The 13,612-nt window shown below is 48.0% G+C and carries 15 protein-coding genes and 2 pseudogenes; 13 read left to right on the forward strand and 4 right to left on the reverse strand.

The annotated features are described in order from the left end of the window. Positions 1-101: 101 nt before the first annotated feature. Positions 102-377 carry a hypothetical protein gene (locus ACYVEA_RS21240; protein WP_461115451.1) on the forward strand — a complete coding sequence of 92 codons (276 nt, stop codon included), beginning with the start codon at positions 102-104 and terminating at the stop codon, positions 375-377. Between the two features lie 65 nt (positions 378-442). Here ACYVEA_RS21240 and ACYVEA_RS21245 read toward each other — a convergent pair whose 3' ends face one another. After that, positions 443-754 (reverse strand): winged helix-turn-helix transcriptional regulator, encoded by a 312-nt coding sequence (locus tag ACYVEA_RS21245; RefSeq protein ID WP_461115452.1) that lies wholly within the window; start codon positions 752-754, stop codon positions 443-445. Between the two features lie 142 nt (positions 755-896). On the opposite strand from ACYVEA_RS21245, the gene ACYVEA_RS21250 reads away from it, so the two are divergent. From ACYVEA_RS21250 to ACYVEA_RS21275, 6 genes and pseudogenes are all read left to right on the forward strand, one after another. Beyond that, the gene (locus tag ACYVEA_RS21250) at positions 897-1,640 is read left to right on the forward strand and encodes an SDR family NAD(P)-dependent oxidoreductase (RefSeq protein WP_461115453.1); all 744 of its coding nucleotides are present in this window, start codon (positions 897-899) and stop codon (positions 1,638-1,640) included. Positions 1,641-2,092: 452 nt separating this feature from the next. Further along, positions 2,093-2,230 (forward strand): annotated as a pseudogene (locus ACYVEA_RS21255) (LytTR family transcriptional regulator DNA-binding domain-containing protein); the annotation flags it as partial. Between the two features lie 213 nt (positions 2,231-2,443). Further along, complete coding sequence (locus ACYVEA_RS21260; protein WP_461115454.1) at positions 2,444-3,268, forward strand: hypothetical protein; 825 nt, start codon at positions 2,444-2,446, stop codon at positions 3,266-3,268. Between the two features lie 33 nt (positions 3,269-3,301). Beyond that, a complete protein-coding gene (locus ACYVEA_RS21265; protein WP_461115455.1) occupies positions 3,302-4,330 on the forward strand; it encodes a S41 family peptidase in 1,029 nt (342 codons plus the stop codon). 38 nt (positions 4,331-4,368) lie between these two features. After that, positions 4,369-5,403 (forward strand): sensor histidine kinase, encoded by a 1,035-nt coding sequence (locus ACYVEA_RS21270; RefSeq protein ID WP_461115456.1) that lies wholly within the window; start codon positions 4,369-4,371, stop codon positions 5,401-5,403. Next, on the forward strand, positions 5,400-6,203 hold the full coding sequence (locus ACYVEA_RS21275) for a LytR/AlgR family response regulator transcription factor (protein ID WP_461115457.1): 804 nt from the start codon (positions 5,400-5,402) through the stop codon (positions 6,201-6,203). The genes ACYVEA_RS21270 and ACYVEA_RS21275 overlap by 4 nt, the downstream gene beginning before the upstream one ends. Positions 6,204-6,322: 119 nt before the next feature. Here ACYVEA_RS21275 and ACYVEA_RS21280 read toward each other — a convergent pair whose 3' ends face one another. Both ACYVEA_RS21280 and ACYVEA_RS21285 read right to left on the reverse strand, forming a co-directional pair. Further along, on the reverse strand, positions 6,323-6,583 hold the full coding sequence (locus ACYVEA_RS21280; RefSeq protein ID WP_461115458.1) for a helix-turn-helix domain-containing protein: 261 nt from the start codon (positions 6,581-6,583) through the stop codon (positions 6,323-6,325). A gap of 50 nt (positions 6,584-6,633) precedes the next feature. Further along, on the reverse strand, positions 6,634-6,819 hold the full coding sequence (locus ACYVEA_RS21285; protein ID WP_461115459.1) for a hypothetical protein: 186 nt from the start codon (positions 6,817-6,819) through the stop codon (positions 6,634-6,636). Between the two features lie 351 nt (positions 6,820-7,170). Between ACYVEA_RS21285 and ACYVEA_RS21290 the strand changes: the two genes are divergently transcribed. The 3 genes from ACYVEA_RS21290 to ACYVEA_RS21300 all read left to right on the forward strand — a co-directional run bounded on the left by ACYVEA_RS21290 (position 7,171) and on the right by ACYVEA_RS21300 (position 11,113). Beyond that, complete coding sequence (locus tag ACYVEA_RS21290; protein WP_461115460.1) at positions 7,171-9,081, forward strand: sensor histidine kinase; 1,911 nt, start codon at positions 7,171-7,173, stop codon at positions 9,079-9,081. A gap of 382 nt (positions 9,082-9,463) precedes the next feature. Continuing rightward, entirely contained in the window at positions 9,464-10,279 is an 816-nt protein-coding gene (locus tag ACYVEA_RS21295; protein ID WP_461115461.1) for an oxidoreductase, read from the forward strand. Between the two features lie 6 nt (positions 10,280-10,285). Further along, entirely contained in the window at positions 10,286-11,113 is an 828-nt protein-coding gene (locus tag ACYVEA_RS21300; protein ID WP_461115462.1) for an AraC family transcriptional regulator, read from the forward strand. A 72-nt stretch (positions 11,114-11,185) separates the two neighbouring features. Here ACYVEA_RS21300 and ACYVEA_RS21305 read toward each other — a convergent pair. Further along, positions 11,186-11,443 (reverse strand): annotated as a pseudogene (locus ACYVEA_RS21305) (winged helix-turn-helix transcriptional regulator); the annotation flags it as partial. A gap of 215 nt (positions 11,444-11,658) precedes the next feature. On the opposite strand from ACYVEA_RS21305, the gene ACYVEA_RS21310 reads away from it, so the two are divergent. The 3 genes from ACYVEA_RS21310 (at position 11,659) to ACYVEA_RS21320 (ending at position 13,517) form a co-directional block, all read left to right on the forward strand. Further along, entirely contained in the window at positions 11,659-12,276 is a 618-nt protein-coding gene (locus ACYVEA_RS21310) for a Crp/Fnr family transcriptional regulator (RefSeq protein ID WP_461115463.1), read from the forward strand. 83 nt (positions 12,277-12,359) lie between these two features. Next, a complete protein-coding gene (locus ACYVEA_RS21315; protein ID WP_461115464.1) occupies positions 12,360-13,175 on the forward strand; it encodes an alpha/beta hydrolase fold domain-containing protein in 816 nt (271 codons plus the stop codon). A gap of 258 nt (positions 13,176-13,433) precedes the next feature. After that, positions 13,434-13,517: a hypothetical protein gene (locus ACYVEA_RS21320; RefSeq protein WP_461115742.1), complete on the forward strand. Its 84-nt coding sequence runs from the start codon at positions 13,434-13,436 to the stop codon at positions 13,515-13,517. Positions 13,518-13,612 lie beyond the last annotated feature (95 nt).

Here is a 13,612-nt window from a genome sequence, read left to right on the forward strand (position 1 = left end):
AACTAATCCATCGCGTTTATGCCTGTGTCCAAAGGAGGGAAAAATATAAAGATTTTTATTTCCCCGTTGTTGTTTGAATCATAGAAATCGGTCCGATTACAATGGGATTTTTGCCCAAGCATTGGCTGAATGGAGCATTGATCGCTCCGGCAACCCGGTTTCAGAAAGCCTCGCGGCCTGAATCGGCTCAGGGATTTGTGCCCATAGCCAAGCGGTGGGTCGTTGACCGGTCCGCCGGTGCGGGAGCATTGCATGGACTAAGCGCACGGGCGCCCCCGTTCTTCCGGCGCATCGTCAAAGACTATGATTATACGCTATCATCTTCGGCGAGTTGGCTATATTTAGCCAATATTCAGATCATGCTACAACGCATTTGACTATTTCACCAAACATAATTTCACCAAACATAATTTCCCAACATGTTCTTAAGAAATGTAGGAAACTATTTGCCAAGTATCCTTTTACGGTGACTTAGTCCCCACTCAGTCAGGTTATGGATAATTGTCTTTAGCGTTAGGCCGTGTTCTGTCAGTTCATACTCTACTGTGATCGGCTGTGTGTCTAAAACGGTTCGCTTGACCAACTGGTTTATTTCCAGTTCTTTCAATTCCTTGCTTAGCATCTTGTTAGAAATGCCAGCTACGTCAGTCAAAATGGCTGAAAATCGTCTTTTGTTGTAGTAGCAAAGAGACGATATGATCGAAATCTTCCATTTTCCACTCAGCACGTCCATAGAGTCTTGGACCGCCAACATTTCCTTTTTATGGTTTTGGCCTTCACGGGGTTCGCACGGCATAAGTTACTTGGTTACGATTAGATTACTGTTACTTTCATTCACAAAGTAACTAAAATAAACCATGTGCCGTTAGATTTGCAACGAACAAAATGATAAAAAGATGAATTTTTTAGAAAAAAATGTAGTGATCACTGGCGGTAGTACAGGAATAGGCTTTGCCGCTGCCAAAGCCTTTATCAATGCCGGTGCGCATGTTTGGATAACCGGTAGAAGTCAGGAAAAACTAAAGGCAGCCGCTGCACAGATCAATAGCTCTCAATTAACAACAGTCGTTGCCGACACCTCCAACCTGGCCGGAATCGCCGTTCTGGAAAAGGCCGTAGCCGAGAGCGGCAAACCCATCCATGTTCTTCTTCTTAATGCCGCCATTGGGGTCTTTGCTCCTATTGAATATGCGACAGAAGTAGATTTCGATTCCATGTTCAATACCAACGTTAAGGGCCCTTATTTTACATTGCAAAAGTTCCTTCCGCATCTGGCCGATGGTGCCTCTGTGCTATTCACGTCTTCCGCAGCGGCAACCGCATCAAATCTTAATTCGAGCTTATATTCTTCTACTAAAGGGGCATTGAATAAAATTGCTCAGACAGCAGCCAATGAGCTTGCCGGAAGACACATACGCGTCAATATTGTGAGTCCGGGAGCAACCGAAACCGAAGGGTTAAAAAATCTATTGCCTGAAGAAGCATTAGGTTATTTAGCCTCCCTAACGGCACTACAACGATTAGGTCGTCCTGATGAAATCGCAAAAACAGTGCTGTTTCTTGCTTCTGATGATGCTAGCTTTATAACCGGTACAGAGCTACTAGTTGACGGCGGCTATACTACTTATGTGTATAAATAAATCATTATTGTGGTATACCCAAGGTAAACAGAGAAGCTGTAAAAAAATCAAGATGCAAGGGGCTTGATAGTCTCGCTAGCACACCTGCTGACAGGAGGAGTAGAGCCATATAGTATAAGTAAAGAGCGGCCATGACTCGCCTGAAACTAGTTCCTTGCGCTAATTCAGGTGGCATATCTTTGGCAGCATCTAAATAAGCTCCCTACTGTAAATCATTCAGGAAGTGCTTAAGATTGACCATTACTAAGTTGTTCTACATGTGCCATTCGGTTAGTTAAAGCCTCTGCTCTTAGGCTAGCTACTCATATATGATTCGTCTGATCAAACGTCCTATTTAAAAAGCAAACTCGTCAACGCTCATGCGTCTCAGATGGGGGCGTTTTATAAGACTTTGACTGTCAACGGCTACCCGTTGTATACGTGTTGAATCCTGATTAGTTTTTCAGGCTAACCGGCAATTTCTGACAAGCATCAACGCTATTCAGCAGATCCATTCGTGTTTTAACCACAAACTGAAATTGACGATAAAGCCCACTCCCTCCCGTGAAGTTGTGGTGAGCCGCGAACGGGTCGCTGACTTCAAGAAGTAGATAGGGAAGTATGAATAGAATCTAAGGGCTGGAAAGAGTCCCCGATTGCGAATGATACAACCTGAAAAGAGAAAGGCCGGGCTGAAAATCATTTTCGGCTCGGCCTTTCTCTTTTCAGGTTGACTATGGATCTTTTCCACCTCGTCGGCAAATGGTTTGAACCGGGCACTGCACAGGTCAATTTTACGATCTCAAGCAAACAACATCGCCCCTATGAACACACTTGTCAAAACGGTTCTTTTACTGGCTAGTATCGCCCAGGTTCGACTCACCGCTTCGGCACAAACGTACCGCAACAGCATCGGGCTGTCTGTGGGCACATTCCGGCTTCACTCACTGGATGAGCAGGCCTCTCCGCTTCGGTATGCCGGTCTGGTTAGACCCCTGTTTGGGCTTTCCTACCGGCATCATTCCGAAAATTCACGCGTCAATGTGCGGCTGTCCGGTGGAGCGGGTACCATGAACCCCGATCGTTTCGGCGCTCGGACGTACAAAACAAAGTTCGGCGACGGTACTCCCTATACGTACCAGATTTCGTCAGAATTGTACCACATAAATCTCGAGGTGGATTACCTCCGTCGCGTTGGCCCGGCGGAACCAACCCGGTTTACTACCTGGGTAGGCGGTTCGTTTCAGGAGTCGCTACTGTATGCTGATGAAGTAGCTAATTTCCCCTGGGTCGTCAATACCGCTACGCTGTCGCCAGTTGTCCAGACTGATTATATGTTTGTCACCAATCATAGCCTGACGGTACGGATAGATATGGCTGTTGTGGGCATAATCACCCGCGCCATTTGGGCCAGCTTCCCTAAGTCCAACAGGAATAATAATGTTATCGCCTATTTTAAGCAGGGTACGCATCCCGCCACAGTGAGTAAGCTGGGCAATGTGAACGTTCAGGTTGGGTATACGTATCGCATCAGCCCACGGTTTAGTATGGGCGCCACCTACCGTGCCCGTTACCTGTCCTATCCGGACCCTCGCCCGATTCGCGCCTTAACCAGTTCTGTTTCCCTGGAGGGCGAAGTCCATTTTTAAGCAACCATCCATACGACCACGAACCATACGATCATGAAAAATTGCCGTACATTCTTCCTTTTGTTGTGGGTTAGCGCCCTGTTCACTGCCTGCTCCAACCGACTAATCGGTCCCGAGCTACCCAATACGCCCGTCACCAATTTCGACCACCTGTGGGGTGAATATGATAAACTATATGGGGCTTTTGAGCCCAAAAAGATCGACTGGAACACCCTCTATCAAACCTACCGGCCGCAGGTGAACCCGCAGACGACCGATGCTGAACTCTACCGGGTATTGGTGGCGCTTCTCAATCACCTCGATGATAACCACGTTTACCTGCGACCAACAGCCAATACGCAGCTACCCTGGTACGATGGGGGTATTCTGGGACGCACCCAGGTAACGGATTATGATGGCACCGTGGTAAAACAATACCTGACCGAAAGCCGAACCATTAGCCGTGAATTTGTCTGCGGCAAATTGGCCCACAAGGTGGGTTATGTGCTGCTGAAAGGCTTTGACCAGAATATGGATACGTATGAGAAAACAATGGATTCGGTACTAACCTACCTGCAGGATACCAGGGGCTTAGTGATTGATCTGCGGGAGAATGGGGGTGGCGAAGACCGGGTCGGGCAATACATCGCGAATCGATTTGCAACGGAACGTCATCTGTCCTTCAGCGCCCGCTTACGCAACGGTCCCCGGCATAGTGATTTTGGGCCTGAACTGCGCTTTTACACCGAGCCAGTCGGCTCGTTTCAATACACCAAACCAATCGTTGTACTCACCAACCGAACGACCTACAGCACGGGTGAAACATTCATGCTGGCCATGCTTCAGAACAAAACCGTGACGCAGGTAGGCGACGTCACGGGCGGTGCTTTTTCGGATGCGGTGACGCGTGATTTACCCAACGGCTGGAGTTTCCGGGCCCCCATTGCCGATGTACGCGACGCCAATGGCCGTAATCTCGAAGGGATCGGTATTGTGCCTAAAGTGGTCGTTCATAACAAGCCCGAAGAACTGAAGGTGGGCCACGACCGGACGCTGGAAACAGCCCTGGACTTGCTCCGCTAAGCGTACTCACGTATATTGGTTTTACAGAACGTACCCATATGATTCGTTTAAACGACCGATGGTTCCGGTTGGCCGGTATCCCGGTGATTGCTTTGCTGGGTGACTGGATTTTCTACGACCAAATTAACCGGCAGCATGGCCTTTCCTTTTGGCTCGACTATGGCGTTAGTTTAGTTGAAGTGTCGCTGCTGTGGACCATCAGTCGGTACGGTATTTACCGGTCGCGAAAGCGGTATCCAACCTTGAGCCAGACCCAGCAACGGGTTGTTTTTCAAGTCGTGTGGTTTATTCTCATCACCGGCCTGTTCCGACTGATCACGTCAACGATATACGATGTGACCATGATCTGGGGCTACCACTATACCCCCTTGCGTTATCTGTATAATATGGCTGTGGGTATCTTCTGCGTCATTCCAGTGGCGGCTATTTACGAAGGCCTGTATCTCTACCGACAGTGGCGGGTAACCTATGTTGAAGCCGAAAAACTAAAGAAAATCACGCTGCAAACCCAGCTCGAATCCCTTCGGGAACAGGTCAAACCGCACTTTCTGTTTAACAGCCTCAACACCCTGCAGGGGTTGGTGATGGAGGACGAGAAAGACCAGGCCGTCACCTTCATCATCAACCTCTCGCAGGTGTATCGCTACTTGTTACAGAGTAATGAACAATTGGTTATTCCGCTGGCGAAAGAACTGGAGTTTATACGGGCCTATGTCGATCTGCTCAAAACCCGCTTCGAAAAAGGGTTGATGTTGCAGATCGACATTGCCCCAGCTCTGCTGGCCTACCATCTTCCCCCGCTGACCATGCAGATGCTGGTTGAAAACGCCGTCAAACACAACCGGGTGTCTTCCCGTCAGCCGCTTACGATTCGGATTTATACGGATGCGGCTCAGAATGTTGTTGTCGTTAATACCCGGCAACCCAAACAATCCGCCGTGACCTCGAACCGAATGGGGCTGACTAATATTGCGGCCAAATACCGACTGTTGAATCAGGCCGATATTATTATCCACCAAACCGAGACCACGTTTCAGGTTTCCGTTCCACTTCTTAAAACGACACCGGCATGAACGTACTGATTGTCGAAGATGAAGCGGTTGCCGCCCGCCAGTTGAAAGCCATGCTGAGCCGGGCAGGCGACGATATTGTGGTCTTGACGGTAGTAGACAGCATCGAAACAACGGTTGCCTATCTGCGCCAGTCGCCCCGTCCCGACCTGATCTTGCTGGACATCGAACTATCCGATGGACAGAGTTTTGACATCTTTAGCCAGGTCACGGTAACCAGTCCCATTATTTTCACGACCGCTTACGACGAGTATGCCCGGCGGGCTTTCGAAGTAAACAGTGTGGATTATCTGCTCAAACCCATTGAGGAAGCATCCCTGACAAAAGCCCTGAATAAGTTCCGGCAGTTACGCCAAACGTATGGCGGCACTCAACCAAACCAAGGTAGCGGCACCAGCAGTCTACAGATACCCATTGAAGAACTGGTTCGCCAGATCAATCAGTACCAGCACCCGACAAACTTCTTCCGGGATCGATTTCTGGTACACATGGGTCAGCGATTAGTCCCCCTGGAGGTGGCGGAAGTGGCTTATTTTTTCTCGGCCAATAAATTAACCTATCTCAAAACGCAGTCTGACAAGCAGTACGCTATCGATTATTCGCTCGATGAACTGGAAAATTCGCTCGACCCCCGCCAGTTTTATCGCGCCAATCGGCAATTTATTGTCAGTCATAAGGCCGTGCAGAAAGTACATTTCTATTTCACCAGTAAACTGAAAGTAGATCTCAGTCCATCGTCCGAGGAGGCTGTCATTATCAGTCGGGAAAAGGCCATGGCGTTTCGTCGCTGGTTAGGAGAATAGGCCGGCAAGGGGCGGGTACACCGAAGCTTCGTGGGACGTATAGCAGCTGAGAGTTATTATCGAAACCCGCCTACTGGTGAATGGTTCCAAGAGCGTATTGTACAGTAAATGCAAAGGTATTACAGAGGCTGGTCCGTCCGGTAAGCCCTAGGAGTCAGGCCAGTCTGGTGCCGGAAGTATTTTGTAAAATTAGTTGGCTCGTTGAATGCCAGTGTGCAGGCTATCTGTGCAATCGTTAAATCGGTCTGTAGCCGTAAGGATTTAGCTTCGGCCACTAGGCGACTATCTATCCAATCCGAAACACTTTTCCCTGTTTCTTTCTTGACAACGTCTCCCAAATAGTTAGGATGTACGGCTAATAAGTGTGCAATTTCTTTCAATGTATAGATGGTGGTAACCTTACCATCAAGCACATCCCGAAAATAATCGTCTAACTATTTTCTAAACTTACTAACCAGCGACGAATACTCCCTATTTCGCCACTATCTGGAACGGTCTCTTCTAAAAGCGGCTTGATTCGATAATGAGTTGCCATCATCAAATTATTGATAGCCGGATATTTATAAGGGAGGGAGTGCGTATATTCCTGCTGCATCAAAGCAAAGCGAATTTCCAATTCATGCGCTTGCTCGAGGGAAAGTTTTATAGGAGTGATTGATTCTGCAACCAGAAACAGGACAGCGATTAAACATTGATTGTTCAGCCATACCTTTGACCGTTTTACTAAGAGATAAGATGAACCGCCCGTCTTCTCATCTAGTTTATTTCCAATCGGAGGGCGAAAGGAAGGCCCTAAAATTGACCCTTCAGTCAGCTGATCAGGAAGGCAAGTAATGAGCTGACCGCTTCCGATGACCTGATGGGCAGCCTAATTGACAAAGAATAGACAAAAATAGGGAGCTTTGGATGTACATAGGTCATTCTATTTGTCTACTTTTCATAAAACTATGAATTAACTCCTTTTCGCATGGACGCCAATGACTCGCCGGAATTGCTCCAGGCTGTCTTAGCCAATTCACTGACCAACATCTATGCCGCCAAAGCCCTGCGCCACCCTGAGTCGGGCCGCACTGTCGACTTTCAGATTATACTGGCTAATCCCACGTTCATCGACCGGAGTGGGTTCACCGGCACTCAATTACGCAGTCAGACATTATTGACGCTCTATCCGGATTTAGCCCATTCAACCCTGCTGGAACGGTTTATAGAAGTCGTGCAAACGCGACAGCCTTTTCGGGGTGAAGAATATTTCCCCAACCGAACTGCTTCATTTTGGTATGATCTATCCCTGAGTCCGTTCGGAGATGGTCTGGTGGTCAACTTTCTGGACATAACGGCCCGCCACCAGGCTCAGCAACTCATTCAGGAGCAGGCCCGCCAACTGCAGGCGACCCTCGATGGGTCACTCAGCAGCATTCTGGCTCTGACGGCCATCCGTAACGCCGAGGGCGTTATTGTTGATTTCCAGATCGATAAGGCCAATCAGGCTGTCGAACGTAGCTTAGGCAAAACCCCCGCCGAGCTGGAAGGCCGCACGCTGCTGAGCGTGTATCCTGGTAACGTGGGAAGTGGTTTTTTTGCCCTCTACGCCAAAGCGGCTGACACTGGGGAGCTACAACAAGCCACTCAGCACTACACCGACGTGAATGGGTATGAGGGCTGGTTCGAGGCCTCGGCCGTACGGTATGCCCCCGATAAACTGGTCCTCACCTTTATGAACGTGACTGACTACAAGCAAACCGAAGCTCTGGTGCGTCAGCAGGCCAATCTGGTCCAAAGCATCCTGAATGGGACGATGGATACGGTCACGACTTATGAGGCCGTTCGGGATGCGACCCACCAAATTGTCGATTTCCGCTTCACGATGGCCAATCAGGCAGCCTTAGCGGTGGTGCAGTTGTCGGCTGAGGAATTATATGCCAAAACCCTGCTGGAGGTGAGCCCCGACTTGGTCAACAGCGACGTCTTTGATCACTATGTCAGCGTAGTGGCGACGGGTAAACCGGTAACCTTGGAGCGGCATCGGCAGGATCGCTGGTTTTTAGTCAATGTGGTCGGCTTTGGGCCGGATGGTCTGCTGACCTCCTCGGTTGACATCACGTCTTTGAAGCAGGCCCAGCGTCAAATTGAGACGCTCAATCAGGAGCTTCAGCGCCGGAATGCCAGTCTGGATCAATTTGCCGCCGTGGCCAGCCACGATCTACAGGAGCCACTCCGCAAAATCAAGTCGTTCGGTGATATTCTCCTGGACCAGTATGCCTCCGGTCTTGGGGATGGAGCAGGCTTGCTTCAGCGGATGCAATCAGCCGCCGATCGCATGCAAACGCTCATCCGGTCCTTACTGACGTATTCCCGCTTGTCGCAGGCCCAGCCCATCGACGCCCAGCCCATCGACCTCAACTGGCTGGTTGGCGAAGTGATCAGTGACCTGGAAGTAGTCATTAAGGAAAAAGGGGCCATGTTGGAACTGGATTCCTTACCGATCCTGGCCGGTGATGCGCTTCAGCTACGACAGGTATTTCAGAATTTACTGAGCAATGCGGTCAAGTTTACTAAACCGGGCCGCCTACCCCACGTTCTTTTGACAGCCCGACTCCTAAACAGCAACGAGTTAGGGGAGGATCTTGCCTTAACGCCAGGTCTGTATTGGCAGGTTACGGTAGCTGACAATGGCATAGGTTTCGCGGATACCTATCGTCAGCAAATCTTCGGAGCCTTTGAGCGGCTCCATAGTAAAACCAGTCGGTATGCGGGCACGGGTATGGGTTTGGCGATCGTGCATCAGGTGATGGCGAATCACCGGGGGGGCGTGACGGCTCACGCGGTGGAGGATGAAGGGGCTACGTTTACGCTCTATTTTCCGGTTGAGGCCAATTAACTTCGCTTCCTCCCGGCGTAGGTGACTGATTGAGCCGCGGTGGCTGGTCCCGCCGTTGCGGGACCACTTGACAGATCGTAAAAAGTTAGTGTCTCGTAAAAACGCTCCCAACGCGAAATATTCTTATCCTGATTAACTCAAGGAATTTGATAGTGCTTTGATACCGAACAGGAAAGCGGTGCCGACAAACCCCAGCACCGCTTTATCGTATCCCAATGGCGTTGACCCACCTATGGACTCAGAATCCGGGATAACTTCTATTTTATTGATTAAGGCATCTTCTTAGAGTGAACTTGTCAACAAACAAACTTGGACGTTTCACCAAACCACGCCTGGCCAGCCAAAAGTACCTTTGCTCTATAAAGTTCAACATCTTATAGACATGAAAAAAACAGTTTTAGTAACGGGCGCTTCGGCAGGAATTGGCAAAGCAACAGCTATATATTTAGCACAAAACGGCTACACGGTGTATGGGGCGGCACGCAGGATGGAAAAAATGCAAGACCTGAAACCCTATGGCATTAGGCCCATTGCCCTGGACATTACTAAAGAGGAAAGTATCGAAGGGTGTATCAGCCAGATTTTGAACGAAGCAGGCAGCATCGATATTTTGGTAAACAATGCCGGTTTTGGCGCGTATGGCTCGATTGAAGATGTTTCTATGGCAGACGCACGGTATCAACTGGAAGTAAATGTCGTGGGTGCCATGCGGGTGACCCAACTGGTTTTGCCCAACATGCGGGAAAATAAATACGGCAAGATTGTCAACATTTCCTCGGTGGGGGGTAAGATTGTTTTCCCATTAGGGGGTTGGTATCACGCCACCAAGTTTGCGCTGGAAGCCCTGAGCGACAGTCTGCGCAATGAAGTGAGGGAATTTGGCGTTGACGTCATCGTGGTTGAGCCAGGGGCTACCAAATCGGAATGGGGGCCTATTGCTACAGATAGTTTGCTTAACGTATCGGGCTATACCGCCTACAAAGGCTTAGCTGCTAAAACCCACAACGTATTTACCCAATTATCCCAGAATATTGCGGAACCCATCGTGATAGCCAAACTGATTAAAAGGGGAATAGAAGCCATCCATCCCAAAACAAGATACACGACTAACCAACTGGCCTCTACGGTTTTGCTGTTCTTACGAAAGATTTTATCCGATAAGCTGATGGATCGATTAATTATGAGTCAACTCAACTAGTAACCCATGGAAAGCAACCTCATTCTTCAACATAATATCCTGTATTCACGTGGGTATCAAAAAGTACAAAGTAGCGAACATTACTTTCCCGACCACGCTTTGGGCATCATGCTATCTGGAGAATCGTCTTATTTTTCAAACGAAGGGACCTTTGTCATGAAAGAAGGAACCATAGCCTTAATGCGTAGAAATCAGTTATTCAAAAAGTTGAAAAAACCGGGTCCAACGGGTGAACCGCCTACATTAATCAGCGTATTTCTGGACCAAAACGCCTTACACCGGTACGCTACCGACAATACTATCGTTCAACAAAGTGCGTATAAAGGCAACGCGATGATTGACCTAACCGGCAATATTTTTTTGAAAGGCTTTTTTGACTCCTTGTTGCCCTATAGAGATCATCCAAAAAAACTTACAACAAGGATGGCAGCCCTTAAAACGGCTGAAGCCATTGAGTTACTGCTGCAAACCGGGGATGTGTTCCAGCCTTTTTTGTTTGATTTTCAGGAACCGTATAAGATCGATTTGGAGACGTACATGAACCATCATTATCAATATAACATTCCCCTATCCTCGTTTGCCAAACTCACGGGCCGTAGCCTTTCCACCTTTAAGCGGGATTTTACAAAGATCTTTACAACAAGCCCCGAAAAGTGGTTACAGACAAAGCGTTTGGAGCAGGCTCACTATCTGATTTCAACGAAAGGACTACGTCCCTCAGTGGTGTATCTGGAAGTTGGTTTTGAAAATCTGTCGCATTTTTCAACGGCCTTTAAAAAAATGTTTGGCGTAAACGCTTCGGATTTGTCAAACAATACAGACGTTACAATCTAGGCTGTGAGTTGAGAGTCCATAGGATACTCCCTGGAGTTGCCATTCAGTAGAAGCTAATCGGCCAACAAACGTTCAAGCCAGAAACGGATAGACCTTTTCCTCAAACAGGTGTTTTAAGCCCCAATCCTTCATGGCATAAATAATCGGCGTTAACGTATCGGCATAGGGTTCGGTTGTATAGCTAATCATAATCGGATAATCCCTTACGATGGTTTGCCTGATGAGTTTATGCGCTTTGATTTGGTTGGCCAATACTCTCGGCGTACTACCCGGAACACTCTCCTGAATTCCAAACCGCCGTTCAAGAATTTGAAACAGTAATGCAAAAAAAAGCCGCCATTTTGCTGGAAGAGTTCCTTGAAAGGATCAAAGATCTTGTATCGCCGAATGATGAATCGATCAAAAGTTTTTGCAACAGTTTAATGAGACTATTAATTATAAGACCAATAAATGGAAAAACAGGATACTGATATTGGGTTGAATTCGTATGTTAGAACTACAATTTCACATACAATAAATAAGTAGTGAACTTAACTAATCCATTTTTGAACAAGCATCCGCAGAGCATGGCTGTTTCCCAGGAAATGGCCGACAGGCTTTTCGCCAGCTTTGATCATTATCTGCCGCTTGACGCAGCAGAAAGAGCAGACCTGGCTACCAGGGTTTCCGAGCGAAAAATTAAACGCAGGCAATTCATCCTTCAGGAAAATGACATTTGCAGGCACTACACGTTTGTTGCTGAAGGCTGTTTTAAAAAATTCCAGGTAGATCAAAAGGGAACGGAGCATAACCTGCAATTTGCCGCTGAAAACGACTGGATTATGGAAATCGACAGTTTTTATAATGAAAAGCCGAGCCGTGTTTACATCGAGGCCATGGAGCCGTCGATTATTTTACAGATCAATAAAGCCGATCTGTTTGCGCTTTTTACCAGCAATCCAAAGTTTGACCGGAACTTCAGGGTGATCGTGGAGAACCGGTTTGTTGAACAGGAGAACCGTATCCTGCAAGCCATCAGTTCCTCTGCCGAGGAACGATATCGGTCTTTTTTGACCCAATACGCTAAATTAGCGCTACGTCTACCGAATACTCAAATTGCTTCGTATTTGGGCATTACACCTGAGTTTTTAAGTAAAATGCGCAGACAGCTGGCAAAAAGATAACGCGACCCTTAATGTAGATTAAGGGTATTTCTTAACCTGGGTTATAGGTGCTGCCGTTCATTTTCCAGCAACTTTGCATCGCTATGGAAACTATCAAAAAACGCAGAGAAGAGTTTGAACAGCTGGGCAAACTTTATCCTAAAGCGGCATCTGTTAACGTTCAGCAGGCCCTTATAAACGGTGTAAACTGCTATTGGTTTATCCCTGAAAATCCAGTTGCAAACAAGATTATTATTCACCTGCACGGGGGCGTATATGCCGTGGGCTCCATCCGTTCACACGAAAGCCTGGTAAGCCATATCGCGCAGAAGCTGAATACGACTGTGGTATTTGTTGAGTATGCCCTGTCACCCGAACGACCTTACCCGGCAGCTATTAATGATGTTTTCGCCGTCTATACCGCACTGTTGAAAGAGTATTCAGGCTATAAGATCGGTTTTATCGGCGACAGTGCTGGTGGCGGTTTGATCGTTTCAACCGTAGGTGACCTGCTGAAACAATATTTACCCCTGCCCTATGCGGTAGCGATGATTTCCCCGTGGATTAGCCTGCAGGACGATAACCCTTCACAGGAAACCAACCGGGCCAAAGACCCCATCCTCAGCAAGGAATATTTGCAAAGAGCGGCCAAAGATTATGTCGGTCATTTTCCTGTTGAGGCAGTAAGCCCCGATAAGGTAATCATAAGCGAATTTCCTCCTGTACTGCTCGCAGTTGGGAGCAATGAGATCCTACTAGACGATAGTATGAACTTTTATGAGGCTGTTAAAGGAATGCAGCCTGATTCCATCTTAACGATATATGAAGACCAGAACCACGTGTGGCCGCTGGCTAATATCAACAGCGAGGCATCAAGAAAATTGCTCGCGAAGATGGAAAATTTCTTCAACAACAAATAACAGCAGTAAAAGCGATAGCGAGCGAAATAAGGGATACTACTGCTTAAACGCACTCTCCCGGTCATCATTTAAAACTTGGGTCCTCATCACCAGTATCTGATGTCCTCCAACTTTACTCCATTGCATTAGCTGATTTTGGTGCACAGCCTGGCCACAACCTAATTGACGTGGCTGTTGCAAAAGTCCGGGCCAGGGACAGAAGGTCGACAAGGCGTTTAGTGTGTATGAAAGCCTGATTTCTACCTGATTGATAGTGAAATTCATCATCGGGGCCAGGCATATGCCTACCTATGCATCCTGGGCATAGAATCGCCTGCTTTCTGGGATCGCCCCCAGGTATAGTCCGCCGGTAAGCCCACAGGAATAAGCAGTTTTTACAAAAGCCTTTGCCAATCGTTATCCTGGCAAAGGCTTTTATATCGTATGCCGATGGCTAT

The organism is Spirosoma jeollabukense (assembly GCF_054777855.1).

Excerpts from the sequence above, each read along its gene's own strand:
- ACYVEA_RS21275 (WP_461115457.1), top strand. The coding sequence starts at position 5,400 with ATGAACGTACTGATTGTCGAAGATGAAGCGGTTGCCGCCCGCCAGTTG.
- ACYVEA_RS21300 (WP_461115462.1), top strand. The coding sequence starts at position 10,286 with ATGGAAAGCAACCTCATTCTTCAACATAATATCCTGTATTCACGTGGG.
- ACYVEA_RS21270 (WP_461115456.1), top strand. The coding sequence starts at position 4,369 with ATGATTCGTTTAAACGACCGATGGTTCCGGTTGGCCGGTATCCCGGTG.
- ACYVEA_RS21295 (WP_461115461.1), top strand. The coding sequence starts at position 9,464 with ATGAAAAAAACAGTTTTAGTAACGGGCGCTTCGGCAGGAATTGGCAAA.
- ACYVEA_RS21240 (WP_461115451.1), top strand. The coding sequence starts at position 102 with ATGGGATTTTTGCCCAAGCATTGGCTGAATGGAGCATTGATCGCTCCG.
- ACYVEA_RS21265 (WP_461115455.1), top strand. The coding sequence starts at position 3,302 with ATGAAAAATTGCCGTACATTCTTCCTTTTGTTGTGGGTTAGCGCCCTG.
- ACYVEA_RS21250 (WP_461115453.1), top strand. The coding sequence starts at position 897 with ATGAATTTTTTAGAAAAAAATGTAGTGATCACTGGCGGTAGTACAGGA.
- ACYVEA_RS21245 (WP_461115452.1), bottom strand. The coding sequence starts at position 754 with ATGTTGGCGGTCCAAGACTCTATGGACGTGCTGAGTGGAAAATGGAAG.
- ACYVEA_RS21290 (WP_461115460.1), top strand. The coding sequence starts at position 7,171 with ATGGACGCCAATGACTCGCCGGAATTGCTCCAGGCTGTCTTAGCCAAT.
- ACYVEA_RS21260 (WP_461115454.1), top strand. The coding sequence starts at position 2,444 with ATGAACACACTTGTCAAAACGGTTCTTTTACTGGCTAGTATCGCCCAG.
- ACYVEA_RS21315 (WP_461115464.1), top strand. The coding sequence starts at position 12,360 with ATGGAAACTATCAAAAAACGCAGAGAAGAGTTTGAACAGCTGGGCAAA.